The organism is Duganella dendranthematis, assembly GCF_012849375.1.
GTDB lineage: Bacteria > Pseudomonadota > Gammaproteobacteria > Burkholderiales > Burkholderiaceae_D > Rugamonas > Rugamonas dendranthematis.
Map to the genome: position 1 here is coordinate 746,074 of NZ_CP051684.1, position 23,665 is coordinate 769,738.

At 62.8% G+C, this 23,665-nt stretch carries 25 protein-coding genes; 15 read left to right on the forward strand and 10 right to left on the reverse strand.

The window, feature by feature from the left end:
- Window positions 1-2 precede the first annotated feature (2 nt).
- From HH213_RS03505 to HH213_RS03520, 4 genes are all read left to right on the forward strand, one after another.
- Entirely contained in the window at window positions 3-923 is a 921-nt protein-coding gene (locus HH213_RS03505) for a hypothetical protein (protein ID WP_169110813.1), read from the forward strand.
- A complete protein-coding gene (locus tag HH213_RS03510) occupies window positions 920-1,528 on the forward strand; it encodes a cytochrome c (protein WP_169110815.1) in 609 nt (202 codons plus the stop codon). Before HH213_RS03505 ends, HH213_RS03510 begins: the two co-directional genes overlap by 4 nt.
- A gap of 112 nt (window positions 1,529-1,640) precedes the next feature.
- On the forward strand, window positions 1,641-4,319 hold the full coding sequence (mutS, locus tag HH213_RS03515) for a DNA mismatch repair protein MutS (RefSeq protein ID WP_169110817.1): 2,679 nt from the start codon (window positions 1,641-1,643) through the stop codon (window positions 4,317-4,319).
- A complete protein-coding gene (locus HH213_RS03520; protein ID WP_110844599.1) occupies window positions 4,316-5,296 on the forward strand; it encodes a hypothetical protein in 981 nt (326 codons plus the stop codon). The genes mutS and HH213_RS03520 overlap by 4 nt, the downstream gene beginning before the upstream one ends.
- Before the next feature lie 13 nt (window positions 5,297-5,309).
- Here the strand turns inward: HH213_RS03520 and HH213_RS03525 are convergent, their stop codons facing one another.
- Window positions 5,310-5,852 carry an FKBP-type peptidyl-prolyl cis-trans isomerase gene (locus HH213_RS03525; protein ID WP_110844600.1) on the reverse strand — a complete coding sequence of 181 codons (543 nt, stop codon included), beginning with the start codon at window positions 5,850-5,852 and terminating at the stop codon, window positions 5,310-5,312.
- An 83-nt stretch (window positions 5,853-5,935) separates the two neighbouring features.
- On the opposite strand from HH213_RS03525, the gene HH213_RS03530 reads away from it, so the two are divergent.
- The 9 genes from HH213_RS03530 to HH213_RS30000 all read left to right on the forward strand — a co-directional run bounded on the left by HH213_RS03530 (window position 5,936) and on the right by HH213_RS30000 (window position 13,725).
- A complete protein-coding gene (locus HH213_RS03530; RefSeq protein ID WP_229263269.1) occupies window positions 5,936-6,901 on the forward strand; it encodes an AraC family transcriptional regulator in 966 nt (321 codons plus the stop codon).
- 164 nt (window positions 6,902-7,065) lie between these two features.
- Window positions 7,066-7,620 (forward strand): carboxymuconolactone decarboxylase family protein, encoded by a 555-nt coding sequence (locus HH213_RS03535; RefSeq protein ID WP_110844601.1) that lies wholly within the window; start codon window positions 7,066-7,068, stop codon window positions 7,618-7,620.
- 2 nt (window positions 7,621-7,622) lie between these two features.
- A complete protein-coding gene (locus HH213_RS03540; protein WP_169110819.1) occupies window positions 7,623-8,693 on the forward strand; it encodes an acyl-CoA dehydrogenase family protein in 1,071 nt (356 codons plus the stop codon).
- Complete coding sequence (locus HH213_RS03545) at window positions 8,690-9,535, forward strand: ABC transporter ATP-binding protein (RefSeq protein ID WP_169110821.1); 846 nt, start codon at window positions 8,690-8,692, stop codon at window positions 9,533-9,535. Before HH213_RS03540 ends, HH213_RS03545 begins: the two co-directional genes overlap by 4 nt.
- On the forward strand, window positions 9,532-10,761 hold the full coding sequence (locus HH213_RS03550) for an ABC transporter substrate-binding protein (protein ID WP_169110823.1): 1,230 nt from the start codon (window positions 9,532-9,534) through the stop codon (window positions 10,759-10,761). The genes HH213_RS03545 and HH213_RS03550 overlap by 4 nt, the downstream gene beginning before the upstream one ends.
- A complete protein-coding gene (locus HH213_RS03555; RefSeq protein WP_174864388.1) occupies window positions 10,761-11,513 on the forward strand; it encodes an ABC transporter permease in 753 nt (250 codons plus the stop codon). Before HH213_RS03550 ends, HH213_RS03555 begins: the two co-directional genes overlap by 1 nt.
- A gap of 85 nt (window positions 11,514-11,598) precedes the next feature.
- A complete protein-coding gene (locus tag HH213_RS03560; protein WP_110844605.1) occupies window positions 11,599-12,720 on the forward strand; it encodes a cupin domain-containing protein in 1,122 nt (373 codons plus the stop codon).
- 16 nt (window positions 12,721-12,736) lie between these two features.
- Window positions 12,737-13,213: a DUF7931 domain-containing protein gene (locus tag HH213_RS03565; RefSeq protein WP_169110825.1), complete on the forward strand. Its 477-nt coding sequence runs from the start codon at window positions 12,737-12,739 to the stop codon at window positions 13,211-13,213.
- A 275-nt stretch (window positions 13,214-13,488) separates the two neighbouring features.
- Window positions 13,489-13,725, forward strand: coding sequence for a hypothetical protein (locus tag HH213_RS30000; protein ID WP_110844607.1), 237 nt, complete (start codon window positions 13,489-13,491; stop codon window positions 13,723-13,725).
- 157 nt (window positions 13,726-13,882) lie between these two features.
- Here HH213_RS30000 and bamC read toward each other — a convergent pair whose 3' ends face one another.
- The 9 genes from bamC to HH213_RS03615 all read right to left on the reverse strand — a co-directional run bounded on the left by bamC (window position 13,883) and on the right by HH213_RS03615 (window position 22,004).
- Window positions 13,883-15,082 carry an NlpB/DapX family lipoprotein gene (bamC, locus tag HH213_RS03575; RefSeq protein ID WP_169110833.1) on the reverse strand — a complete coding sequence of 400 codons (1,200 nt, stop codon included), beginning with the start codon at window positions 15,080-15,082 and terminating at the stop codon, window positions 13,883-13,885.
- Window positions 15,083-15,161: 79 nt separating this feature from the next.
- The gene (gene dapA / locus HH213_RS03580) at window positions 15,162-16,037 is read right to left on the reverse strand and encodes a 4-hydroxy-tetrahydrodipicolinate synthase (RefSeq protein ID WP_110844608.1); all 876 of its coding nucleotides are present in this window, start codon (window positions 16,035-16,037) and stop codon (window positions 15,162-15,164) included.
- Window positions 16,038-16,121: 84 nt separating this feature from the next.
- Window positions 16,122-16,670: a class I SAM-dependent methyltransferase gene (locus HH213_RS03585; RefSeq protein ID WP_169110835.1), complete on the reverse strand. Its 549-nt coding sequence runs from the start codon at window positions 16,668-16,670 to the stop codon at window positions 16,122-16,124.
- A 15-nt stretch (window positions 16,671-16,685) separates the two neighbouring features.
- Window positions 16,686-17,888: a tryptophan--tRNA ligase gene (locus tag HH213_RS03590; RefSeq protein ID WP_169110837.1), complete on the reverse strand. Its 1,203-nt coding sequence runs from the start codon at window positions 17,886-17,888 to the stop codon at window positions 16,686-16,688.
- Between the two features lie 2 nt (window positions 17,889-17,890).
- Entirely contained in the window at window positions 17,891-18,568 is a 678-nt protein-coding gene (locus HH213_RS03595; RefSeq protein ID WP_110844611.1) for a site-2 protease family protein, read from the reverse strand.
- Window positions 18,569-18,644: 76 nt separating this feature from the next.
- The gene (locus HH213_RS03600; protein WP_110844612.1) at window positions 18,645-19,268 is read right to left on the reverse strand and encodes an L-threonylcarbamoyladenylate synthase; all 624 of its coding nucleotides are present in this window, start codon (window positions 19,266-19,268) and stop codon (window positions 18,645-18,647) included.
- Window positions 19,269-19,271: 3 nt separating this feature from the next.
- Window positions 19,272-20,147, reverse strand: a complete 876-nt coding sequence (htpX, locus tag HH213_RS03605) for a protease HtpX (protein WP_169110839.1) — start codon at window positions 20,145-20,147, stop codon at window positions 19,272-19,274.
- Between the two features lie 120 nt (window positions 20,148-20,267).
- Entirely contained in the window at window positions 20,268-21,107 is an 840-nt protein-coding gene (locus HH213_RS03610) for a 3',5'-nucleoside bisphosphate phosphatase (RefSeq protein ID WP_169110841.1), read from the reverse strand.
- A gap of 9 nt (window positions 21,108-21,116) precedes the next feature.
- Window positions 21,117-22,004, reverse strand: coding sequence for an alpha/beta fold hydrolase (locus tag HH213_RS03615; protein ID WP_169110843.1), 888 nt, complete (start codon window positions 22,002-22,004; stop codon window positions 21,117-21,119).
- Window positions 22,005-22,149: 145 nt separating this feature from the next.
- On the opposite strand from HH213_RS03615, the gene HH213_RS03620 reads away from it, so the two are divergent.
- Complete coding sequence (locus HH213_RS03620; RefSeq protein WP_169110845.1) at window positions 22,150-22,674, forward strand: gamma carbonic anhydrase family protein; 525 nt, start codon at window positions 22,150-22,152, stop codon at window positions 22,672-22,674.
- A 3-nt stretch (window positions 22,675-22,677) separates the two neighbouring features.
- Window positions 22,678-23,634, forward strand: coding sequence for an Hsp33 family molecular chaperone HslO (gene hslO, locus HH213_RS03625; RefSeq protein ID WP_169110847.1), 957 nt, complete (start codon window positions 22,678-22,680; stop codon window positions 23,632-23,634).
- Window positions 23,635-23,665 lie beyond the last annotated feature (31 nt).

Sequence of the window (23,665 nt, forward strand, 5' to 3'; positions counted from 1 at the left end):
GCATGAGCTTGGCGAAAAGTGTCTTGTTATTGAGTGTACTGGCGGCCTCGAGCGGCAACGCGCTGGCGCAAAAAAAGCCGGCTGCCACGCGTCCGGCGCAGGCCCAGGCTGATAGCGGCGATGCGGAAACTGAAATGTTCAGGCCGTTCATCTACAACGGCCCGCCAGTCGCGACGCCGCGCCTGTCGGATGGCAAGCCGGACTTGAGTGGGTTCTGGCAAGGTGCGCGTGAAAAAGGCGTGCCTGGCGGGAATCACGGAAAAGACCAGCCTGGCTTCATTTTGCCGCTGAGCGAAAAGGGCAAGCGGGCGATGATCTACTCGCAAAACCATACGCCGGACCCGGAAGCAGTCTGCATCAACGGCGGCATCCCGCGCCACAACAGCAGCGGGCTGCCGTTTGAAATCCTGCAGACCACCGACCGCTTCAGTACGCTCTATCACTACACCACGCACCGTTCGGCGGCTGTCGGCCCCAAGCGCAACTTGCCGCCGAAAGACCAGGTCACCAAGACATATTTCGGCACCAATGTAGCGTACTGGGACGGCGATACGCTGGTGATTGAAACCACCGGCTTGCGCGATTCTTCGTTCGAGAAAATCTGGCTCGATGAAAACGGCAATCCCACCAGCGACCAAACCACCGTGGTCGAACGCTGGTCGCGTCCGGATTACCACCACCTGCAACTGGAAGAGACCGTGACAGACCTGAAGTATTACCGCGCGCCTTTCAAATTCACGCGCAAGTGGAATTACGGCGGCGACGGGCGCGGCGTAGGCGAATACTCCTGCAACGAGAACAATGTCGAGCGCGAACATATCGGACCGGGAGCCGGCGTGATCGGTCCAGACGGCGGCCGCGGCTTCGGCTATAACACCCCCTTGCCTAAAACCCCACCTGGTCCGGACGCCTACGATTTATGATCATACCCACACGCCATCTTCGACGCCTGATCGGGCTGGCAGCGTTGGCGCTGCTGGCGGCATGCAAACCGCAACCGGAAACGCCCGCGCCCACGAAAGCGGCATTCGTCAATATACCGCCCTATGCGGCGCAGATCACCTTGCAGGATCTGATGAATCAGATCGTCGATCCGGAAGCCGACGTGATCTGGAACGCCACCGGCTCCATCGCCACCAAGAAAGGCGTCGTCGAGAATTACCCCAGAACAGATGCAGATTGGGAAGCGCAGCGACGGGCCGTATTGCGTCTGCTGGAAGCCAGCAACTTGCTGTTGATACCTGATCGCAAAGTAGCCGATACGCCGTTTGAATCGGCCGGCCCCGGTGTCTACAGTTCGGCTGAAGTCCAGCATCAAATCGACACGCGCCGCGCCGTCTTCAACAGCATGGCGCTGAACCTGCGCGGCGCTGCGCAAGAACTGCTGAAGGCCACGGACACGCGCAATGTGAAGGCCTTATTGGAATTGGGCGATGCCCTGGACAAAGCATGCGAAAGTTGCCACAAAACGTTTTGGTACCCGGATGAAAAAGTCCCGTACCCCCCGTTGAAGCCACCTTCGCCATGACAAAGGTGTGATTTCACCAGTAGCGCGGCCGAAGCGGTAGAATGACGGGTTACGCACGGGGGCGATTTTCGCTCCCGCAAAACCAGCCTTATCGCACTGCCGAAAAGAAACAATGACCACCGTCCCGAACGAAATCAACGCCGCCGCCGTCAAGAACAGTCCTACCGAAAAGCTCACGCCGATGATGCAGCAGTACATGGGCATCAAGAACCAGCATCCCGACATGCTGGTGTTTTATCGCATGGGCGATTTCTATGAGCTGTTCCATGAAGACGCGGAAAAGGCGTCGCGCATTCTCGGCATTACGCTGACTGCGCGCGGTTCGTCGGGCGGTCAGCCGATCAAGATGTGCGGCGTGCCGTTCCACTCGCTGGAAGGTTATCTGGCCAAGCTGGTCAAGATCGGCGAATCCTGCGCCATTTGCGAACAGATCGGTGATCCGGCCACCAGCAAAGGCCCGGTCGAACGCAAGGTGATGCGCGTGGTCACGCCAGGCACGCTGACCGATGCCGATCTGCTGCCGGAAAAATCGGAACGTCCGCTGCTGGCCCTGGCCATCATCAGCCAGCGTAAGGTCGCCACCGCCGGCCTGGCGTGGCTGTCGCTGGCCAGCGGCGCGCTGCGCCTGATGGAATTCTCCGGCGACGCTCACACGGTCAACACGCGCATCCAGCAGGAGCTGGAACGCATCGCCCCGGCCGAACTGCTGCGCGGCGATAATGGCGAGCTATTTGAAGAGTACACCGCCTGCCACGTCAACCGCGTGCCGGAGTGGCACTTCGACGTCGTCAGCGGCCACAAGGCGCTGCTGGATCAACTGGCCGTGGCCACGCTGACCGGCTTTGGCGCCGATGGCCTGGGCGCGGCATTCGGCGCCGCCGGCGCGCTGCTGCGTTACGCGCAGTCGACGCAAGGACGCGGCCTGCAACACGTGCGCACGCTGACCACCGAAACGGAAAATGAATTCATCGGCCTCGATGCCGCCACCCGCCGCAACCTGGAGCTGACCGAAACCATCCGTGGCCAGGAATCGCCGACGCTGTTCTCGCTGCTGGACCACTGCCGCACCACCATGGGGTCGCGCCTGCTGCGCCACTGGCTGCACCATGCGCGCCGCGACCAGAACATGGCGCGTTCGCGTCATCAGGCCATCGCCGCGCTGGCGCAGGCCGACGCCACAGGTTCGCTGTCGCACACGCTGGCGCAGGTGCCGGATATCGAACGCATCACGACCCGCATCGCCTTGCTGTCGGCGCGTCCGCGCGACCTGGCCAGCCTGCGCGACGGCCTGGTGCAGCTGCCGGCGCTGCGTCACGGCATGCAGCGCACGCTGACCGATGCGCAAGGCCTGCTGGCCGCCATCCACGCCGACCTAGCCACGCCGGAGTCCTGCCTCGATCTGCTGCAACGCGCCGTCATGCCGGAACCGGCGGTGATGGTGCGCGACGGCGGTGTCATCGCGCGTGGCTTCGACGCGGAGCTGGATGAGCTGCGCGGCCTGTCGGAAAACGCCGGCCAGTACCTGGTCGACCTGGAGACGCGCGAGCGCGCCCGCACCGGCATCGCCAATCTGCGCGTGGAGTACAACAAGGTGCACGGCTTCTACATCGAAGTCACCAACGGCCAGGCCACTAAGGTGCCGGACGATTACCGCCGCCGCCAGACGTTGAAGAACTGCGAGCGTTACATCACGCCGGAGCTGAAGGCGTTTGAAGACAAGGCGCTGTCGGCGCAGGACCGCGCACTGGCGCGCGAGAAGATGCTGTACGACCAGCTGCTTGGCGACCTCGCGCCGTTCATCGGTGTGCTGCAAACCATCGCCCGCGCACTGGCGCAGCTGGACACGCTGACCGCCCTCACCGACCACGCGCTGCGCCACAACTGGTGCGCGCCGGAGCTGGTGGCCACGCCGTGCATCAATATCAAGGAAGGCCGCCACCCGGTGGTGGAGAACCAGATCGAACGCTTCATCGCCAACGATTGCCGCTTCGTCGACGAACGCCGCCTACTGCTGATTACCGGTCCTAACATGGGCGGTAAATCGACCTTCATGCGCCAGGTGGCGCTGATTACGCTGCTGGCCTACATGGGCAGTTACGTGCCGGCGCAAAGCGCCGTGATCGGCCCGATCGACCGCATCTTCACCCGCATCGGCGCCACCGACGATCTGGCCGGCGGCCGTTCGACCTTCATGGTGGAGATGACGGAAGCTGCCGCGATTCTGAACGGCGCCACCGAAAACTCGCTGGTGCTGATGGACGAAATCGGCCGCGGCACCTCGACCTTCGACGGCCTGGCGCTGGCGTGGGCGATTGCGCGCCATCTGATCGAGACCAGCCGCAGCTTCTCGCTGTTCGCCACCCACTACTTCGAACTGACGCAGCTGCCGGACAGCCATCCAACCGCCAGCAATGTGCACCTGTCGGCGGTGGAGCACAAGGACACCATCGTCTTCCTGCACGCAGTGCAGGACGGCCCGGCGTCGCAGAGCTACGGCTTGCAGGTGGCGCAACTGGCTGGTGTGCCGCAGCCGGTGATCAAGGCCGCGCGCAAGCATCTGGCGCGACTGGAAGCACAGGCGCTGGACGCCACGCCGCAGCTGGACCTGTTTGCCGCGCCGTCGGTCGACGCCAATGACGAAGAAGTCGCAACGCCGGCCGCCGCCACCAGCCCGGCGATGCGCGAACTGCTCGACGCGCTGGACGATCTGGACCCAGACGCGCTGACGCCGCGTGAAGCGCTGGACCGCCTGTATCAGCTGAAGCGCCTGACGGAGTCGGCGCAAGCATGACGCCGCGCATGCGCCGCCGCACACTGCCAACCGCCTTGATGGTGCTGGCGGTCATGGCGGCGCATGTTGGCCACGCCGCGCCGACATCGGCGCCGGCAGCGCCGCGCAACTTCGAATTCGGCGTCATCGGCCATCCCCTGCAGCACGGTCGCGATGAAGCGGCGCTCAAGCGCGCCATTACAGAAGCGGCGCAAGCCAATCCAGCTTTCGTCGTCGCCACCGGCATCAAGTCGATCACCGAGCCATGCAGCGACAAGCTGTATGCGCAACGCCGCGAGCTGCTGAATGAATCGTCGGCGCCGATGATTGTGTCGCTGGCGGGCAGCGACTGGAGCGCGTGCCTCAATTCGGCCGGCCGCTCCAACGCCATCGAACGCCTGAACCGCCTGCGCGAAGTGTTTTACGTCGATGCCGAATCGCTCGGCGCGCGCCGCCTGCAGGTAACGCGCTTGTCGGCCACCGCCAAGTTCCGCAGCTATGCGGAGAACTCGCACTGGGAATACGGCAAGGTGCTATTCGCCACCATCAACCTGCCGGCCAATAACAACCACTATCGCCCGGAAGCGGGCCGCAACAGCGAATTCGAAGACCGGCTGGTGGCCAACCGCGCGTGGCTGCATCGGCTATTCACGCTGGCCGAACGCGAAAAAATGCATGGCCTGGTGCTGTTCTCGGATGGCGATGCCGGCGTCACGGCGGAAGAAGGTTTTTCGCTGCTGTCCAGTTTCCGGACCAAACAGGATGGCTTTGCCGAAGCGCGCAAACAGATTCGCAGCATGGCGGAAAAATACAAAGGGACGGTATTGCTGATTGATGCCCAGCCGGTAGCGCCGGGAGCGCATCCTGAACCGGCCATTCAATGGCGCGGCAATGTGGGGCATGTGACCATGACCTCGGACTGGGCCGAAGTGCACGTAACGCCGGGCGCCGCCGCCCTGTTCTCCATCAAGGGCGGCAGCGCCGCGGCAAGCGACTAAGGTCTACAACCGATTAGTGAATCGGGTGGATGGCGACGTGGTCGCCCTCTTCGCCTTCGTCGTCCTCGTCACCGTGGTGGTGGCCGTGGGCGCCGTGCACGTGACCGTGGGCGATTTCTTCGTCGGTGGCTTCGCGCACGTCAGCGACGCTCAGCGAGAAGCGCAGTGCCATACCGGCCAGCGGATGATTGCCGTCCAGGACCACTTTGTCGTCAGCGATATCGGTCACGGTGAAGATCATGGCCTCATCGTCGCCTTCGCCGTCCGGCATGCCTTCAAACTGCATACCCACTTCCAGCGGTTCCGGCAGGCGGTTACGCGCCTCGACCTTGACCAGCGCTGCGTCGTAATCGCCGAACGCATCTTCCGGTTCGATCTGGATAATCGACGAGTAGCCGACTTCCTTGCCATCCAGTTCTTCTTCGATTTTCGGCAGGGTGTTCTCGTAGCCACCGTGCAGGTAAACCATAGGCTGACGGCCGTCTTCGATCAGATTGTCCTGGGCATCGGACAGTTTATAGTTCACAGTCACGACTGTATTCTTGGCAATCTTCATGTTATGCATCCTTTCTGTAATTAGCCCCGGATTATACCTTGGATCGGCGCGGGGCCGCTTTGCCACGCTGGCCGCATAAGGATATGCCGAATCCGTTCTGGCCGCAGCACGCCACACGTTTTACAATCATGGCCATGCAAGCCGCCACCTCCGACAAACTCGCCCAATGGCTGTTAAACAGCATCGAGCTGGATGCCGCCGCGCTGCACGTGGGCCGCTATTGCGGGCCATGGCGCGCCTCCACGGCCGGCAAGGCGCTGGCCAGCTTCCACCTGGTGCTGGAAGGCGACTGCTATCTGCACATCGACGGCCAGCCGCCGCTGCACCTGCAGGCGCGCGACGGCGTGTTCCTGATGAGCGACGTGCCGCACTTCCTCAGCCCTTCGGCCGATCCGGCCATCCCGCTAAAGCGCCCGGCCATGCGGCCGCTGGGCGGCGCGGCGGAGCCGGACAGCGCCGGACTGGCCTGCGGCTTCTTCCGCTTCAGCGGCGCTTTGAGTCCGCTGGTGGTGGCGTCCTTCCCCGCTTACCTGGTGTGCCGCAGCGGCGACGCTGCGCTGGGCCACACCGCAGCGCTGTTCGACATGATCCTGGCCGAAACTGGCGGCGATCCGGACAAGCCATCGCCGCTGATTGCGCGGCTGGTGGAGCTGCTGTTCTTCTACCTGATCCGCCACGCCAGCCAGCGCGAAGCCCTGAGCGCCGGGCTGCTGGCGTTGGCGCAGCGCGGCGAGTTCATGGCACTGCTGGACCAGATGCTGCAAAGTCCCGGCGAAGAGTGGTCGATCGCGCGCATGGCAGCGGCTGCGCATATGTCGCGGGCGGCCTTCTGCAAGCACTTCACCGGTGCTGGCGGTGTCACGCCGGCGCAGTTCCTGCTGCACCTGCGCATGCGGCTGGCCACGCAGCGGCTGAACGCCGGCGACTCGGTCGAGCAAGCGGCCAGCCATGTGGGCTATCAGTCGCATGCCGCATTCACGCGCGCCTTCAAACGCATCGTCGGCGAGCAGCCCGGCGCTTATCGCCGGCAACTGCGCGCCGCCGGATGACCCCAAGACGAAAGGGTCAGACCCCGTACGGGGTCTGACCCTGGCCGCAGCGCTGTGCGGGTTGCCCATAAAAAGACGTTTGAACACAAAAGCGCGACTTTTGGACATGGTGTCAAATCCGTGGCGCGCTGATAATATGTCGTCAATGTTTATGAAAGCCCACCATGTCCCGTCTGACCCTGCACACCCTCGACACCGCGCCTGAAGACAGCCGCCCCTTCGTCGAAAAAGCGATTGCCAACAATGGCTACCTGCCTAACCTGATCGGCGTGCTGGCCAACGCGCCGGTGGCGCTGGAAACCTACCTGACCGTCTCCGGCATCAACGCGCGCGCCAGCCTGTCGCTGGCCGAACGCGAAGTGGTGCAGATCACCGCCGCCCGCATCCACGGCTGCGACTTCTGCGTCGCCGGCCACACCGCCATCTGGCTGAAGAAAGCCGGCCAATCCGCCGAAGCGGTACGGGCACTGCACGAAGGTGCGCCAACCGGCGACGCCAAGCTGGACGCCGTTGCTGCGTTTGCAACCGCCGTCATCGCGCGCCGTGGCGCCGTCGACGACGCCGACCTGCAAGCCTTCCTGGCCGCCGGCTACAACCAGCAGCAGGCGCTGGAAGTGGTGCTGGGCATCAGCCTGGCGACGCTGTGCAACTTCGCCAACAGCCTGGCCGGCACGCCGGTCAATCCGCAGTTGCAGCCTTACCTGCCCGGCGCGGTCTAAGCATGGCGACCTTGCACGATTGGCTGGCGCAGAACGCCGACACGCTCGATCAATCGGAATCGCTCAGCGATGAAGTGATGCCGGCGCTGGCTGCACATGGCAGCTTCCGCGCCGGCGTGCCGCTGGCGCTCGGCGGTGAGCCGGGCGAATATGGCGACGTGCGCGACGCCATTCTCGGCATCGCCGATGTGGCGCGCTATTCGGTGACGGCGGCCTTTGTGTACTGGGGCCAGCGCAGCTTTATCGAATATCTGCTGCAAAGTTCCAACACGGCGCTGCGCGACCGCTTGCTGCCTTCGTTGCTGGATGGTTCGCTGGCCGGCGCCACCGGTTTGTCCAATGCGATGAAATTCTTGTCTGGCATGGAGCCGTTGTCGGTGCAGGGAACGGCCGATGGCGATGGCTGGCGTTTGAATGGCAAGCTGGCATGGATTACCAATCTGCGACCGCAGCGTTTTGTCGCGGCGGCTGCCGTGGCGCCGGTGGATGGATCAACGCCGCTGGTGACGATGTTCGCCAGCGGTGACGATGGCGTGCAGCGCAGCGACAACCTGCAACTGATCGCCATGCGAGGCAGTCACACGGCTGCGGTGCGGCTGGAGAATGTGGCGGCACCGGCCGATTACGTTATCGCAGCGCAGGCGCCGGAATGGTTGGCGCGCGTGCGGCCGGCGTTCCTCGGAATGCAATGCGGGATGTCGATCGGCCTCGCCACAGCGTCGCTGGACAAGGCATCGCAGGTGGCGGCAGCCGCGCGCGGTCAGCTTGGTGAGCAGATCGCCGCTGCGCAGCAGGCATTGGCGGCGCTGACGGCGCAATTGCTGGATGGTGTGGCCGATGGTCGCTTCGTCACCGCTGCGCCGTCAATGTTCAAGCTGCGCATTGCGCTGGCGGACTTGGTGCAGCAGGCGGTTACGCTGGAGCTGCAAGCTAAGGGCGGCCACGCCTATCTGGTGCAGGAAGAAGACGGCTTTGCACGCCGCTGGCGCGAATCGGCGTTCATCCCGGTGATCACGCCGAGCATCACGCAACTGCAAGCAGCGCTGGCCAAGCACGCGGCGGCGACGCAATGAGCCGCGACGGCGGGCGAGTGACGCACGAGCCGGCGCCAAGCGACGATCCGGCGGCGGACGGCTGGGCGCTGCGCGCCGACGGCCTGACGTTTGCCTACGCTGGTGGCAAGCCTACGTTTAAAGACATCTCACTCGGCGTGCGACCGCGCGAGATTGTCGCGCTGCTGGGCGGTAGCGGCTGCGGCAAATCCACGCTGCTGCGCGTGCTGGCCGGTTTGCAGCCCCCCAGCGCCGGCAGCATGCAATTCCTCGATCAACCGCTGACCGAACCGAGTCCCCGCAGCGCGCTGGTGTTCCAGCAAGCCAGCCTGCTGCCCTGGCTGAACGTCACGTCCAACGTCGGCTTCGGCCTGGACTTCGCGCGCCAGCCAAAGATCGCCCGCACGGAGCACACACGGCGCGTACAGGACGCAATTGACGCCGTCGGCCTGTCCGGCAGCGAAAAACGCTACCCGGCCGCGCTATCCGGCGGCATGGCGCAGCGCGTCGCCCTGGCGCGCGCGCTGGCGCGTCAGCCAGAACTGCTGTTCGCCGACGAACCGTTCTCCGCGCTGGACGCCATCACCCGCGCCGAAATGCAAACCCTGCTGGTCGACGTGGTCCACCGCTGGCACACCGCCGTGCTGCTGGTCACCCACGACATCGACGAAGCCATCCTGGTCGCCGACCGCATCGTGCTGATGGGCGGCCGTCCCGGCGCCATCGTCCGCGAATGGCAGGTCGACCTGCCCCGCCCGCGCTTTGCCGACGGCGCCGCCGTCGCCGCGCTGCGGCTTGACATCCTGGCCGCGCTACAAGGCCAACGCACCACCGCCACTATGACGACAGAAAGCACTATATGACCCAAGCACCTCACATCTGCGTATCCTCCGACTGCGACTGCGGCATGACCCGCCGCGACTTCCTGCGCGTGTCCGCTCTGGGTACCGCCAGCGTCGCCGCGCCGCTGCTGTTCGCCGGCGACGCCATGGCCCAGCAAGGCCCGAAAGGCGACGACCAGCCGGTCAAGATCGGCTACCTGCCGATCACCGACGCCACGCCGCTGCTGGTGGCGCATGGCCGCAAGCTGTTTGAAGCGGAAGGCCTGCAGGCCGAAACGCCACGCCTGTTCCGCAGCTGGGCACAGATCATCGAAGCCTTCGTCTCCGGCCAGGTCAACGTGATTCACCTGCTGTCGCCGGCCACCATGTCGGTACGCTACGGCGCCAAGTTCCCGGCCAAAGTGGTGGCGTGGAACCACATCAACGGCTCGGCGCTGACGGTCGCCAAGGACATCAACAAAGTCACCGACCTCGGTGGCAAGACGGTGGCGATTCCGTTCTGGTACTCGATCCACAATGTGCTGCTGCAGGAGATCCTGGCCAAGAATGGCCTGTCGGTGGTGAGCAAGGGGCGCGATGGCAGCATCGGCCCGAAGGAAGTCAATCTGATCGTGCTGGCGCCGGCCGAGATGGTGTCTGCGCTGGCCAGCAAATCGATCGCCGGTTTCATCGTCGCCGAGCCGTTCAACGCGCTGGCCGAAACCGCCGGCGTCGGCAAGGTGCTGCGCTTCTCCGGCGACGTGTGGAAGAACCACGCCTGCTGCGTGACGTTCCTGTCGGAGCGCGACATCACCACCCGTCCGGAGTGGGCGCAGCGCGTCACCAACGCCATCGTCAAGGCGCAGCTGTGGACCCGTTCCAACCAGCTCGACACCGCGCGCCTGCTGTCCAACAGCGATAGTCACAAATACACGCCGCATGCGCTGCAAGTGCTGTCGAAGGTGCTGACCGTGACCGATTACGCCGACTACGAAAAGAGCGGCATCATCGTGCACAAGGACTGGAACCAGCGTCGCATCGACTTCCAGCCTTACCCGTTTGCCTCGTACACCGAGCAGATGGTGCGCGCCTTGCAAAAGGTCCGTCTGGAAGGCGACACCGGCTTCCTGCAAAAACTCGATCCCGCCTATGTCGCCAAGGATCTGGTGGACGACCGCTTCGTGCGCAAGGCGATTACCGCCGTCGGCGGCCCGCAAGCCTTTGGCCTGCCGGCGAACCTGATGCGCACTGAAACGCTGGCCATCTGATGCCGCTGAAACGATTGGGCCTGCCGCTGCTGGGCTTTGCGGTGGCGCTGGTGCTGTGGCAGGCCGGCGTGACGGCGCTGGAGAAGGACACGCCGATCGCCGCAGCCTTCGCGCCGCAGCAGGCCGCACTGGCGCTGGCGCAGATGCTGCAAGGGCCGGATATCTGGCGCGACATCGGTTTGAGTCTGCGGCGCGTTGGGTATGGATTGATGGCGGCGGTGCTGATCGGCGTGCCGCTGGGTGTCCTGGTGGGCAGCTCGAAACGCTTCGCTGCGGCTGCCATGCCGCTGTTCCAGCTGCTGCGCATGGTGTCACCGCTGTCGTGGATGCCGCTGGCGGTGATGACCTTGGGCGTGGGTGACGCGCCGGTGTACTTCCTGCTGGCGTTTGCGGCGGTGTGGCCGATTTTGCTCAACACCGCCAGCGGCGTGGCGCGGCTCGATCCCAACTGGCTGCTGCTGGCGCGCAGTTTGTCGGCCACGCGCAGCGAGACGGTGTTCAAGGTGGTGCTGCCGGGGATCACGGCTGACATCCTGACCGGCGTGCGGCTGGCGATCGGCATTATCTGGATTGTGCTGGTGCCGGCGGAGATGCTGGGCGTGTCGGCGGGGCTGGGCTACTTCATCCTGGATGCGCGCGACCGGCTGGCGTATAACGAATTGATGGCGGCGATTGTATTGATCGGCATCCTCGGCTTCGCGCTCGACTGGCTGGCCCGCGCAGCGCATGCAAGGTGGCTGCACACGCGCTAGCAGTACCCCACACCACGCTCAGTGGCGGGGTCTGACCCCATGCGGGGTCAGACCCCTCTGTCGGTTGGGGGTTTATAATCGCGGTATGAAAAAATTACCTCTCCTCGGCGACATCACGCCAGCCCAATTCCTGCGCGACTACTGGCATAAAAAGCCACTGCTGATCCGCAACGCCATCCCCGGCTTCAAGCCGCTGCTGAGCTTTGACGCCCTGACTAAACTGGCGTCCACCAACCACGCCGAATCGCGCCTGGTCACCGGCTTCGACGGCGAATGGGCCATGCAGCACGGCCCACTGGAAACCCTGCCGGCGCGCGACAAGCGCGAATGGACCATGCTGGTCCAGGGCGTCAACCTGTTCGACGCCAAAGCCGACGAACTGCTGCGCCAGTTCCGCTTCCTGCCGGACGCCCGCCTCGACGACCTGATGGTCAGCTTTGCCACCGACGGCGGCGGCGTCGGCCCGCACTTCGACTCCTACGACGTCTTCCTGCTGCAAGCGCAGGGCCAGCGCCGCTGGAGCATCGGTCCGCAGAAGGACCTGTCGCTGATCGACGGCTTGCCGCTGAAAATCCTGGCCAACTTCACCCCGAACGAAGAATTCGTTCTGAATCCGGGCGACATGCTGTACCTGCCGCCGCACTATGCGCACGACGGCATCGCCATCGGCGACTGCCAGACCTATTCGATCGGCTTCCGTTCGCCGTCATACCAGGAACTGGGCGAGAACTTCCTGCAGTTCATGGCCGATTCGATCGACCTGCCGGGCCGCTACGCCGACCCGGAGCTGGAAGCCACCAGCAAGCCGGCCGAAATCCCGCGCCACATGCTGACCGCGCTGACCGAGGAACTGAACAAGGTCCGCTTCACCGAGGAAGACATCACCATCTTCTTCGGCGAGTACATGTCCGAGCCGAAGCACAATGTGTTCTTCACCGGCCCGGCCAAGCCGCTCACGGTCGGCAAGTTCGGCGACGCGGTGGCAAAGAAAGGCCTGGTCCTGTCGCGCAAGACGCAGATGCTGTATCGCGGCAAGAACGTCTTCATCAACGGCGAATCGTTCGGCGTCGGCAAGCAGGACAAGGCCACGCTGGAACTGCTGGCCAACAATCGCCGCCTGGAAGGTGCGGAGTTTGCCGCCGCCTCGGACGATGTGCTGGAAGCGCTGTACACCTGGTACCAGGACGGCTGGGTCGAGTTAGGCTAATTGCGGAGACGGCAAGATGGACAGACAAGTCATTCCCTTCACCACGCGGGCGGAATTTCAGCAGCACCTGGCCACTTGCCTGTCCGGCGCGCAGCACACGCTGCAGATGTTCGATCCGGATTACAGCATCTGGCAGCTGGGCAGCAGCGCCACCGAGACCGAGCTGCGCCGTTTCCTGCACGCCGGCGGCAAATTGCAGCTGGTGGCGCACGACGGCCGTCTGATCGAACGTGAGGCGCCGCGTTTCCTGCGCCTGCTGAAGGACTATGGCCACTTGATCGAAGCGCGTCGCACCAGCCAGCCATTACGCCAGTTGACCGACTCGTTCTGCATCGCCGATCAGCGCGATATGGTGCGCCGGTTTCATGCAGACCATTTCCGTGGGGAAGCCGTATTTAACGGTCCGCAAGACCTGCAAATCAGCCTGGAACGTTTCCTTACAATTTGGATAGAATCTACCCCCGCTTTGGTAGCAAACTTCACTGGATTATGAGCGGCTTAGGAGTAAAATGCTGCCAACACGGTAGATAGCGTGTCAATGAGGTCCAAAACGAAATGTTGCGATATCGCAAAATAGTTATGCGTTAGGTCTATAGAACTATTGCGATGCACTAAAAATCGCTATAATATTCGGCTAGGAAGTTTCCGTTGTCTAGTAGGCACCTTTTAGGTACGAAAGCCTTCGAAGACGACCTAATTGAGCGATAATTACCGGTAATTATTAATCGCAACACTGTGTTTAATTTTTGAATTAACTAAGGAAAATCCATGAAAAAATCCCTGCTGATCGCTTCCCTGCTGGCCGTTGTTGCTCTGACCGCTTGCTCGAAAAAAGAAGAAACCACCACCGTTACCCCAGCTCCAGTAGCTGCTCCAGAAGCCGCTGCTCCAGCACCAGCTCCAGCACCAGCTCCAGCTGACGCTGCTGCTCCAGCTGCTGCTGCTCCTGCTGCTTCGGACGCTGCTGCTGCTCCAGCCGCTGCTGCTCCAGCTGCTTCGAAGTAATATCAGCTTGAGTAAAAAAACCGGCTTCGGCCGGTTTTTTTTCGTCCCGAGTTTTATAGAATTAATTTCAGACATATAAAAAAAACCGCCAGCACTGAGCGCGATCTTGAGCGCGTTCAGGCTGGCGGTTTTCACGCCGCGATTAGCGGCAATTCTTTTACTTCAACTGTTCATGTAGCAGCGTCGCGATCTTTTCGCCGACAGCACTGGTTTCCGGCTGGCCCGAATTGTTCAACACCTTCACGATGCTGGTATTGCCTTCGTTAGCCTTGACCGAAATACGGTAGCGCTGCGCTTCTTTATCCGCCTCATCCGACGAACCCCAGCTAAACAGCTTGCTGAAGAAACCTTTGGTTTCGGTTGCGTCGTTGATATAACGCACGAAGTAAATACCTTGGGTGCGGTCGCGGTCTTCCACGGTGAAGCCAGCGCGGTCCAGCGCCAGGCCTACACGGCGCCAGGCGCGGTCGAAGCCCTCGTCCACCTGCACCGCACGGTCGGCGCCTGCGCCCACCAGCGAGGCGTGCTGAGGCTGCACAATCGCGCCTTCCACTGCCGTCTTGGCCGACGCCAGCTGTTCGCCGCCGTTGCCCAGCTTGTTCATCATGCGCGCCAGGAATTCGGCTTCCAGGCCTGGATCGTTCGGACGCGGCATCCACTTGGTGGTTTCCTTGTCGGAACCGGTGGCAACTTCCTGCACGCCGCGATGGCTAATGTAGATCTCGCTGGAACCGTCGGCGCGGCGCTCGATGCGGGTGCGGAACTTGTCGCGCTCGCCGCTGGAATACACCGAGTCAAACACCTTGCCGATGGTATTGCGGATGAAATCCTGCGGAATCTTGGCGCGATTCTCGTTCCATTCGGTTTCCATGATGCCCGACGCCGGCAGCTCTTCCGACAGCGTGAAGCCCGAATCTTCCCAGAACTGTTTCAGTTGCGGCCACAGTTGCTCCGGTGTCTGCTTGATGATCAGCCAACGCTGGTTGCCGTCGCGCTCCACCTTGATGTCGTTCAGGCTGACTTGCGCCACGGTGCCGGCGGCCGGCTGGCCCGGCACAATGATGGCGGTCTGGTTCAGCGCACCCGATTGCGCCGCTTTCGAGGCGTTGTAGCCGGAAGCAGTGGCCACGCCATTGCTCGAATCCGGCAGCGAATAGCGGTTATCTTTTTGCAACTGGGTCAGATCCGGCGGCACGTCCAGCGTACTGGCTTTTTTGGCGGACTTGTAGTCCACCTTGTCGTTGCCCACCACCGAGCTGATCATGCCGCAGCCGCTCAGGCTGGTCACGGTGGCCACCACGGCGCCCACTACCAGCGCGCGCTGCGAGGAAATAAAAGCTGTCTTGCGAATAGTCATGTCGTTACTGTTTTAAGAAGCTGAGTGCAGCAAAATATGATCCGACCAGGTCGGGGCTCGTTGCTCGTTGCTACGGGTTTTACAGGATGCCGGCTTCGCGCAGGGCGTCGCGAACGGACTCATGATAACCGTCCGCCAGCGGCACCAGCGGCAGGCGGATACCGGCAGGCATCTTGCCCATTTCGGCCAGCGCCCATTTCACCGGCACCGGATTCGGCTCAATGAACAGTTTCTGGTGCAGCGGGAAGACTTTATTGTTCAGCTCCAGCGCCTTGGCGACGTCGCCGGCGATGGCGGCGCGGCACATATCGGCCATTGCGCGCGGCGCCACGTTGGCGGTCACCGAGATATTGCCGGCGCCGCCGGCCAGCATCAGGGCCATGGCGGTTGGATCGTCGCCCGAGTAGACGGCGAACGATTTCGGCGCCAGGCGCAACAGGTCGTAGCCACGGCCGATGTTGCCGGTCGCGTCTTTGACGCCGACGATGTTCGGAATCGCGGCCAGGCGCAGGATGGTGTCGTTGCTCATGTCGGCCACGGTACGGCCCGGCACGTTGTACAGGATCACCGGCAGGTCCACCGCTTCGGCGATGGCCTTGAAGTGCTGGTACATGCCTTCCTGGGTAGGACGGTTGTAGTACGGCACCACTTGCAGCGTGGCGTCGGCACCGGCTTCCTTGGCGTAACGGGTCAGCTTGATCGCTTCGGCGGTCGAGTTGGCGCCGGCGCCGGCGATGATCGGGATGCGGCCCTTGGCATGGGCAACCGTCGCCTTGATCAGCGCGCAATGCTCTTCCACGCTGACGGTAGCCGATTCACCGGTGGTGCCGGCAATGACGATGCTGTCCGTACCTTCGGCGATGTGCCAGTCGATCAGCTTGTTCAAACCCTCAAAGTCCAGACTGCCGTCTGCGTGCATCGGGGTGACGATTGCTACGATGCTGCCCTTAATCATAGGAAACCACTGCTAAAAGTATTAAAACAACGATTGTAGTCGATAGGTTGCGCCCGTGGTGCATTCGGCGGGACAAATCGACGCTCAAAATGGCGGTAATAGAGCCGCCTCTCGGGGAAATTCAGGCTTTACGGCGCATAGTCGTTGCACCATGGCAGCTTTTGGGCTGTCGATGACGCCGTCTTCGAACGCCACCACCCGCAAGCCGTGGGCGGCAGCCAGCGCCAGCAATTCGCCCGGCTGCAAGAGAAATGCCGGATTCGACGGTTTGCCGAACTGCGCATTGCCGTCGGCGAAGGTCTCATAAATCAGCACGCCATTTGGCGCCAGACTACCCAGCATGTCGGCAATTAGCGGCCGATGCAGGTAGTTTGTGACCACGATGCCGGCAAAACGCTGCGGACCGAAAGGCCAGACGGCGCCCTCTTCTTCCAGGTCGATAGCACTGGTAGTGATGCCAGGCCCGCAAGTGGCCGCCAGCGCCGCCGGGTCGCGGTCGACCGCCACCACCTCGTGGCCCAGCGCCGCCATATGGCGCGAATGGCGGCCGCTGCCGCATGCCAGGTCCAGCACGGCGCCGCCGGGGACCAGGGGCGCATAACGCTGCACCCAGGGCGAGATTTGATCGCTCATTTGATTTACCTGCTTTTACGTATAGACCAGGCCCATGGCCTCGCGCACATCGCGCATGGTTTCCTGTGCCATTTTGCGCGCCACATCGTTGCCGTCGGCAACAATAGCGCGCACCAGCGACGGGTCGTCCAGATACGGCTGGGCGCGCTCGTGCATCGGCTCCTGTTCCTTGATGATGGCGTCGATGACCGGCTGTTTGCACTCGATACAACCGATACCGGCCGACTTGCAGCCCTTGACCACCCACTCCTTGGTGGCTGTATCGGAATACACCTGGTGGAACTGCCACACCGGGCAACGCTCGGGATCGCCGGCGTCAGTGCGGCGCACGCGCGCCGGGTCGGTGGGCATGGTCTTGATTTTCTTGCTGACCGATTCCTTGTCTTCGCGCAGCGCGATGGCGTTGCCGTAGCTCTTGGACATCTTGCGGCCGTCCAGCCCCGGCAGGCGGGCTGCTTCGGTCAGGCGTGCCTGCGGTTCGACCAGGATCAGCTTGCGGCTGCCTTCCAGATAGCCGAACAAGCGTTCGCGGTCGCCCATCGACAGGCTCTGGGCATCGTCCAGCATGGCCTTGGCCTGTTCCAGCGCCTCGTCCTTGCCGTCCTGCTGGTATTCGGTGCGCAGTTCGTTGTACAGCTTGGCGCGCTTGCTGCCCAGCTTTTTGACAGCATCTTGCGCCTTCTCCTCGAAACCCTTTTCTTTGCCGTACAAGTGATTAAAACGGCGCGCAATCTCGCGCATCATTTCAATGTGCGGCACCTGGTCTTCACCGACCGGCACCTGGCTGGCGCGGTAGATCAGCACGTCTGCGGCCTGCAGCAGCGGATAGCCGAGGAAGCCGTAAGTTGCCAGGTCTTTCGTGGCCAGATTCTCGATCTGGTCCTTGTAGGTCGGCACCCGCTCCAGCCAGCCCAGCGGCGTGGCCATCGACAGCAGAAGGTGCAACTCGGCGTGCTCGGGCACGCGCGACTGGATGAACAGCGTCGATTGCGACGGATCGACGCCGGCCGCCAGCCAGTCGACCAGCATGTCCCAGGTGCTGCGCTCGATGACCGTGGGGTCGTCGTAGTGCGTGGTCAGCGCGTGCCAGTCGGCCACGAAGAACAGGCACGGCAGCTCGGTCTGCATCCTGACCCAGTTCTTCAGGGCGCCGTGGTAGTGGCCCAGATGCATGGCGCCGGTAGGACGCATGCCGGAGACAACGCGATCGGGGTACATAGTCAACTCAACAGGATAAGGAGGGGTTTGACCAGAATACCGTAGATGGACTGCATGATCGCGCTGCCAGCGCGCATATAGCCGCTCAACAAACCGTAGTAGACCATCGCGATCAGGCCGATGAACACGATCAGGCTGTAGCGCTCGATTTTCGCGTAGTGGCGCGCGATCGACAGCGGCAGCAGGCCAGTGACGATGCGGCCGCCGTCCAGCGGCGGCAGCGGAATCAGGTTGAACACGCACATCGAACAATTGACCAGCACGCCCACCTCGGCCATTTGCACGAAGAAATCATGCTGTTCGAAGTTCATGCCACGAATCAGTACCACCCACAACACCATCCAGCCGAAACCCATGACGAAGTTGGCGGCGGGGCCGGCGGCAGCGACGAACGCCATCTGTTTCTTCGGATTACGCAGACGGCCATAGTCCACCGGTACCGGCTTGGCATAGCCCAGCGGCGGCAGGTGCGCCAGCGCCAGCATCAGCGGCAGCAGGACGGTGCCGAACGGGTCGATGTGCTTAAGCGGGTTGGCGGTCAGGCGGCCCTCGTTGGCGGCGGTCGGATCGCCAAAATAGCGGGCGACGAAGCCGTGAGCGGCTTCATGCAGCGAAATGGCAAAAAGGATGGGAATCAAGGCCACCGCGATGGCCTGGACAATACTGTCAATGTCGTTCATGGAGCGGGATTCTACCAGAGGCTGGATTGCCTACTTGCGGCGCCGTCAAAGGCCGGCGCCCTCGCCTAATGTGGAATCAGAGTCCGAATGCGCTGGCGTCGCCCCGGCCCTGGCGCACCAGTACGGCTTCAGGACCGGTCAGGTCGATGACGGTGGTCGGCTCCATGCAGCAGGCGCCGCCGTCGATGATCAGCTCGAGCTGTTTGCCGAGCCGGTCGCAGATGACGTCGGCGTCATTCAGCGCCTCGGTCTCGCCCGGCATAATCAGCGTACTGCCCAGCAACGGCTGGTCGAGCTCGGCCAGCAACGCATTGACGATGTTATCTTCCGGCACGCGCAGGCCAATGGTCTTGCGCGAGGGATGGCTGAGACGGCGCGGCACCACCTTGGTGGCCTCAAGAATAAAGGTGAACGGCCCCGGCGTGGCCGCCTTCAGCAGGCGGAACTGGCGGTTGTCAACGCGGGCGTAGACGCCCAGCTCGCTCAAATCGCGGCACAGCAGGGTCAGATGGTGCTTTTCGTCAATGCCACGGATGCGGCGCAGGCGCTCGACGGCGCCCTTGTCGTCCAGATGGCAAACCAGCGCATAGCTGGAGTCGGTCGGCACGGCGACGATGCCGCCATCATGGATGATCTGCGCCGCCTGCTTGATCAGGCGGGCTTGCGGATTGACGGGATGGACCTGGAAAAATTGGCTCATGCCTTATTGTACTGCACGCAGCGCGGCGATACGCTGCTCGAAAGGAGGATGGGTCGAGAACAGCGCACCCCAGCCGCCGCCGCCGGTGATGCCCGAGGCCGCGAACGACTGCGGCAGCGCGCCCGGCTCCACGCCGTTCAGGCGGGCCAGCGCGTGCTGCATCGGCACGGTGCTGCCCAGCAGCTTGGCCGAACCGGCGTCGGCGCGGAATTCGCGCTGGCGCGAGAACCAGGCCACGATCAGCGACGCCAGCAGGCCGAACACGATTTCGCAGACGAACACGGTGATCATGTAGCCAATGCCGGGGCCTCGACGTTCTTCGTTTTTGTTCAGCATGTTGTCGACAAAGAAACCGACGATACGAGCCAGGAACACCACGAAGGTATTGGTCACGCCCTGGATCAGGGTCATGGTGACCATGTCGCCATTGGCGATGTGCGCCACCTCGTGGCCCAGCACGGCTTCGACCTCGTCACGGTTCATGCTTTCCAGAAGGCCGGTGGAAACGGCCACCAATGCCGAATTCTTGAAGGCGCCAGTGGCGAAGGCGTTCGGCTCGCCCGGGTAGACGGCCACCTGCGGCATGCCGATGCCGGCGCGTTCGGACAGTGCCTTGACGGTATTCACCAGCCACAGCTCGGTGGAATTGGACGGATTGTCGATCACGCGCGCGCCGGTCGACCATTTGGCCATCGGCTTGGAGATCAGCAGCGAAAAGATAGCGCCGGTAAAGCCGACCACCAGCGAAAACGCCAGCAGGCTGCCCAGCTGCAGCGTACTGCCCGAGCCCGGACGGCCGATACCCAGCAGCGACAGGACGATGGACAGCACCACCATCACAGCGAGGTTGGTAGCAATAAACAGGACAATGCGTTTCATATCAAGAATCTCCGGTACGGACAGTTTGCCGAAATAATAAGGTAAGACCGGGCGGACGCAAAATCAAGAGCCCGGCGGCCAGATGCCACCGGTAATCTTGCAGCGATTTCACCGCGCGGCTTAGAACCAGTCGTGCCAGACTGGTGTGACGTTGGCGGGCAGCGGCGGCAAGGCGGCAAAATCCACGCGGGATTCGCCCGGCGCGTGGAAATCGGTGCCGCGCGAGGCCAGGAAGCCGTAGTAGTTTGCCAACTGCGCGTATTCCGGATACTGGTCCGGGGTGTGGCTGCCGGTCACCACCTCGATGGCGGCGCCGCCCAATTGCTTGAATTCCTCGAACAACTGGCCCTGCGCCAGCTGCGTGAAGCGGTAACGGCCCGGGTGGGCGATCACGGCGATGCCGCCGGCGCCGCGAATCCAGTCGACCGACTGCTGCAGCGAGGCCCAGCAATGCGGCACATAGCCCGGCTTGCCTTCGGACAGATACTTCTTGAACACCTCGCCCGTATTGGCGCAGGCGCCGATCTCGACCAGGTAGCGCGCAAAGTGGGTGCGCGACATCAGGTCCGGATTGCCGACGTATTTCAGCGCACCTTCGTAGGCGCCCTCGATGCCGATCAATTCCAGCTGCCTGGCGATCTCGCGGCCGCGGTTGTCGCGGCCGGAACGGGTGCAGGCCAGGCCATCCACCAGCGCCTGGTTGTTCTCGTCGATTTGCAGGCCGACGATGTGCACCGTCTCGTTGGCCCAGGTAATGGAAATCTCGACGCCGGTGACAAAGCGCATGCCCTGCGCGGCGGCAGCGGTGCGCGCGGCCGGAATGCCGCTCACCTCGTCGTGGTCGGTCAGCGCCCAGACGTCGACCCCGGCCTTGCGCGCGGTTTCCGCCACGGCAGCCGGAGCCAGAACGCCATCGGAGACGTTGGAATGACAATGCAGATCAACTTTCATAACAGGCATTGTACAACGTTAGCCGGCGAGGAATTCCTCTATCATTTCCGCTAGCGCTTGAGGCTGATCATGGTGCAGCATATGGCCCGCATCGTAGACCATCTTGCTGGTAACGTCGCGCAGATGGGACAGGCGGCGCTCCAGTTCCACGCGCCCGGCCGGCTTGGCACCCATCCAGTCCCACATATTGGTCTGGTCGGCTTCCACCCACAGCACCGGCGCCGTGATCGCCTGCCAGCAGGCCATCACGTCATCCACGTGATACGGCAGCGGACCGGCCTGCTTGTGCACCGGATCGCCGAGGATTTCCCATTCGCCGGCGTCATTCTGGGCCGACCAGTGCTGCGCCAGGAAGGCGGCGCGCTCGTCGCTCAGGCGCGGATTGGTCTTTTGCAGGCGCGCGGCCACGGCGGCCTGATTCGGATAGGTGCGCATCTCCGGCTGCTCCAGCAGGCTGTCCATCCACTTGGCGTAGCGGCCCGGCGTTTGCTCCGGTTTGGCGCTGCGCAGGCCGGCGCCTTCCAGGTTGATCAGCTTGCGGATGCGCTCCGGCCGCGCGCCCGCATACAGGCCGACGATGTTGCCGCCCATGCTGTGGCCCAGCAGATAAACCGCCTGATCCGGACAATAGTGGCGCAGGATGGCGTCCAGGTCGGCAAGGTAATCGGGGAACCAGTAGGTATCCAGCCCGTTGCGCTGCGACAGGCCGAAGCCGCGCCAGTCCGGCGCGATCACATGCCAGTCGCCCTTCAACTCGTCCACGACGAACTGGAACGAGGCGCCCACATCCATCCAGCCGTGCATCATGAACAGCTTGGGTGCGCCTTCCCGGCCCCAGTGGCGCACGTGGCAGCGCAGGCCGCGAATGGTCAGGAATTCAGAACGGGACGGAGTGTGAATGCTCATTACGTGGACCTTGAAATTAGGAACGGCAGCGCCATATCGGATGCTTACTGGCGCAAAGCAAAATAATAGCACGACCGTTCGTTAGCTTTGAAAACAAAAAGCAAGCGTAAAATAGCGCCATCCCACCGCACTCAACCAGGTTCCAATGTCTATATATCAACTGGGCGATCACACGCCCGAGATAGCTGCATCGTCATTTGTTGCCGATTCTGCCACTGTGATTGGCAAGGTCAGCCTGCACGACAACACTTCGGTGTGGTTTGGTGCGACGCTGCGCGGCGACAACGAGCGTATCACCATCGGTGAAAACAGCAACGTCCAGGAAGGCACGGTGATGCACACCGACATGGGCTACCCGCTGAGTGTGGGCCGCAACGTGACCATCGGCCACCAGGCCATGCTGCACGGCTGCACCATCGGCGACGGTTCGCTGGTCGGCATCCAGGCCGTGATCCTGAATGGCGCGGTGATCGGCAAGGGCTGCCTGGTGGGCGCCGGCGCCTTGGTCACCGAAGGCAAGACCTTCCCCGACCATTCGCTGATCATCGGCGCGCCGGCCAAGGTGGCGCGCCAGCTATCGCTGGAAGAAGTCGCCGCCCTGCAAGGCAGCGCCGACAGCTACGTAAAACGCGGTCAACTGTTCAAGACGCAACTCAAAAAGATCGGATAAATAATGAGCATTACCATCACTGGCCAGGACACCCTGCAAAAATTCATCTTCGATAACGCTGCCGTGCGCGGCGAGCTGATCGACATTTCCGCCACCTGGCGCGAAGTGCTGTCGCGTCACGAATACCCGGTCGCGGTCAAAAAGCTGCTGGGCCAGATGACGGCGGCGGCGGCGCTGCTGTCGGCGAACCTGAAGTTCAACGGTTCGATCATCATGCAGATTCATGGTGACGGTCCGGTGCGCCTGCTGGTGGTTGAGTGCGACGCCGAGCTGCGCCTGCGCGCCACTGCCAAGCTGAATCCGGACCTGGCGATCGCCGACGACGCCAACCTGACCACGCTACTGAACCCGCATGGCAATGGCCGCTTCATCATCACACTCGATCCGCTCGACAAGATGCCGGGCCAGCAGCCGTACCAGGGCGTCGTGCCGCTGGACGGCGACGACGTGGCGACCGTGATTGAAAATTACATGCTGCGCTCGGAACAGCTGGACACCAAGCTGTGGCTGGCGGCGGACGATAATGTCTCGCGCGGGCTGCTGCTGCAAAAGCTGCCGCATCACGGCGGCAAGGCGGAAGCCACGCCGGTCAGCGAAGAAGATGCGCTGGAAACCTGGAACCGCGCAGTCATGCTGGGTTCCACGCTGAAGGAGCAGGAACTGCTGGAGACCGGCATCGAGGTGCTGATGCAGCGCCTGTTCTGGGAAGAGACGATCCGCGTGTTCGATCCGCTGCACCCGCAGTTCCATTGCAGCTGCACCCGCGAAAAGGTCGGCAATATGCTGAAGATGCTGGGCCGCGAAGAAGTGGAAAGCGTGATCGCCGAGCTGGGCCATGTTGGCGTCAACTGCGATTTCTGCGGCCAGCACTACGAGTACGACAAGGTCGATTGCGCGCAGCTGTTTGTCAGCAATGACCCGGTCGAAGCCTTGTTACCGGCCGGCGAAGTCAAGCACTAAGTATGGATTCCCGCGAACGCGGGGATCCCAT

What these genes read in the sequence shown, in the direction of transcription:
- HH213_RS03505 (WP_169110813.1), top strand. Translation starts at nt 3, where the DNA reads ATGAGCTTGGCGAAAAGTGTCTTGTTATTGAGTGTACTGGCGGCCTCG.
- HH213_RS03510 (WP_169110815.1), top strand. Translation starts at nt 920, where the DNA reads ATGATCATACCCACACGCCATCTTCGACGCCTGATCGGGCTGGCAGCG.
- mutS (WP_169110817.1), top strand. Translation starts at nt 1,641, where the DNA reads ATGACCACCGTCCCGAACGAAATCAACGCCGCCGCCGTCAAGAACAGT.
- HH213_RS03520 (WP_110844599.1), top strand. Translation starts at nt 4,316, where the DNA reads ATGACGCCGCGCATGCGCCGCCGCACACTGCCAACCGCCTTGATGGTG.
- HH213_RS03525 (WP_110844600.1), bottom strand. Translation starts at nt 5,852, where the DNA reads ATGAAGATTGCCAAGAATACAGTCGTGACTGTGAACTATAAACTGTCC.
- HH213_RS03530 (WP_229263269.1), top strand. Translation starts at nt 5,936, where the DNA reads ATGCCGAATCCGTTCTGGCCGCAGCACGCCACACGTTTTACAATCATG.
- HH213_RS03535 (WP_110844601.1), top strand. Translation starts at nt 7,066, where the DNA reads ATGTCCCGTCTGACCCTGCACACCCTCGACACCGCGCCTGAAGACAGC.
- HH213_RS03540 (WP_169110819.1), top strand. Translation starts at nt 7,623, where the DNA reads ATGGCGACCTTGCACGATTGGCTGGCGCAGAACGCCGACACGCTCGAT.
- HH213_RS03545 (WP_169110821.1), top strand. Translation starts at nt 8,690, where the DNA reads ATGAGCCGCGACGGCGGGCGAGTGACGCACGAGCCGGCGCCAAGCGAC.
- HH213_RS03550 (WP_169110823.1), top strand. Translation starts at nt 9,532, where the DNA reads ATGACCCAAGCACCTCACATCTGCGTATCCTCCGACTGCGACTGCGGC.
- HH213_RS03555 (WP_174864388.1), top strand. Translation starts at nt 10,761, where the DNA reads ATGCCGCTGAAACGATTGGGCCTGCCGCTGCTGGGCTTTGCGGTGGCG.
- HH213_RS03560 (WP_110844605.1), top strand. Translation starts at nt 11,599, where the DNA reads ATGAAAAAATTACCTCTCCTCGGCGACATCACGCCAGCCCAATTCCTG.
- HH213_RS03565 (WP_169110825.1), top strand. Translation starts at nt 12,737, where the DNA reads ATGGACAGACAAGTCATTCCCTTCACCACGCGGGCGGAATTTCAGCAG.
- HH213_RS30000 (WP_110844607.1), top strand. Translation starts at nt 13,489, where the DNA reads ATGAAAAAATCCCTGCTGATCGCTTCCCTGCTGGCCGTTGTTGCTCTG.
- bamC (WP_169110833.1), bottom strand. Translation starts at nt 15,082, where the DNA reads ATGACTATTCGCAAGACAGCTTTTATTTCCTCGCAGCGCGCGCTGGTA.
- dapA (WP_110844608.1), bottom strand. Translation starts at nt 16,037, where the DNA reads ATGATTAAGGGCAGCATCGTAGCAATCGTCACCCCGATGCACGCAGAC.
- HH213_RS03585 (WP_169110835.1), bottom strand. Translation starts at nt 16,670, where the DNA reads ATGAGCGATCAAATCTCGCCCTGGGTGCAGCGTTATGCGCCCCTGGTC.
- HH213_RS03590 (WP_169110837.1), bottom strand. Translation starts at nt 17,888, where the DNA reads ATGTACCCCGATCGCGTTGTCTCCGGCATGCGTCCTACCGGCGCCATG.
- HH213_RS03595 (WP_110844611.1), bottom strand. Translation starts at nt 18,568, where the DNA reads ATGAACGACATTGACAGTATTGTCCAGGCCATCGCGGTGGCCTTGATT.
- HH213_RS03600 (WP_110844612.1), bottom strand. Translation starts at nt 19,268, where the DNA reads ATGAGCCAATTTTTCCAGGTCCATCCCGTCAATCCGCAAGCCCGCCTG.
- htpX (WP_169110839.1), bottom strand. Translation starts at nt 20,147, where the DNA reads ATGAAACGCATTGTCCTGTTTATTGCTACCAACCTCGCTGTGATGGTG.
- HH213_RS03610 (WP_169110841.1), bottom strand. Translation starts at nt 21,107, where the DNA reads ATGCCTGTTATGAAAGTTGATCTGCATTGTCATTCCAACGTCTCCGAT.
- HH213_RS03615 (WP_169110843.1), bottom strand. Translation starts at nt 22,004, where the DNA reads ATGAGCATTCACACTCCGTCCCGTTCTGAATTCCTGACCATTCGCGGC.
- HH213_RS03620 (WP_169110845.1), top strand. Translation starts at nt 22,150, where the DNA reads ATGTCTATATATCAACTGGGCGATCACACGCCCGAGATAGCTGCATCG.
- hslO (WP_169110847.1), top strand. Translation starts at nt 22,678, where the DNA reads ATGAGCATTACCATCACTGGCCAGGACACCCTGCAAAAATTCATCTTC.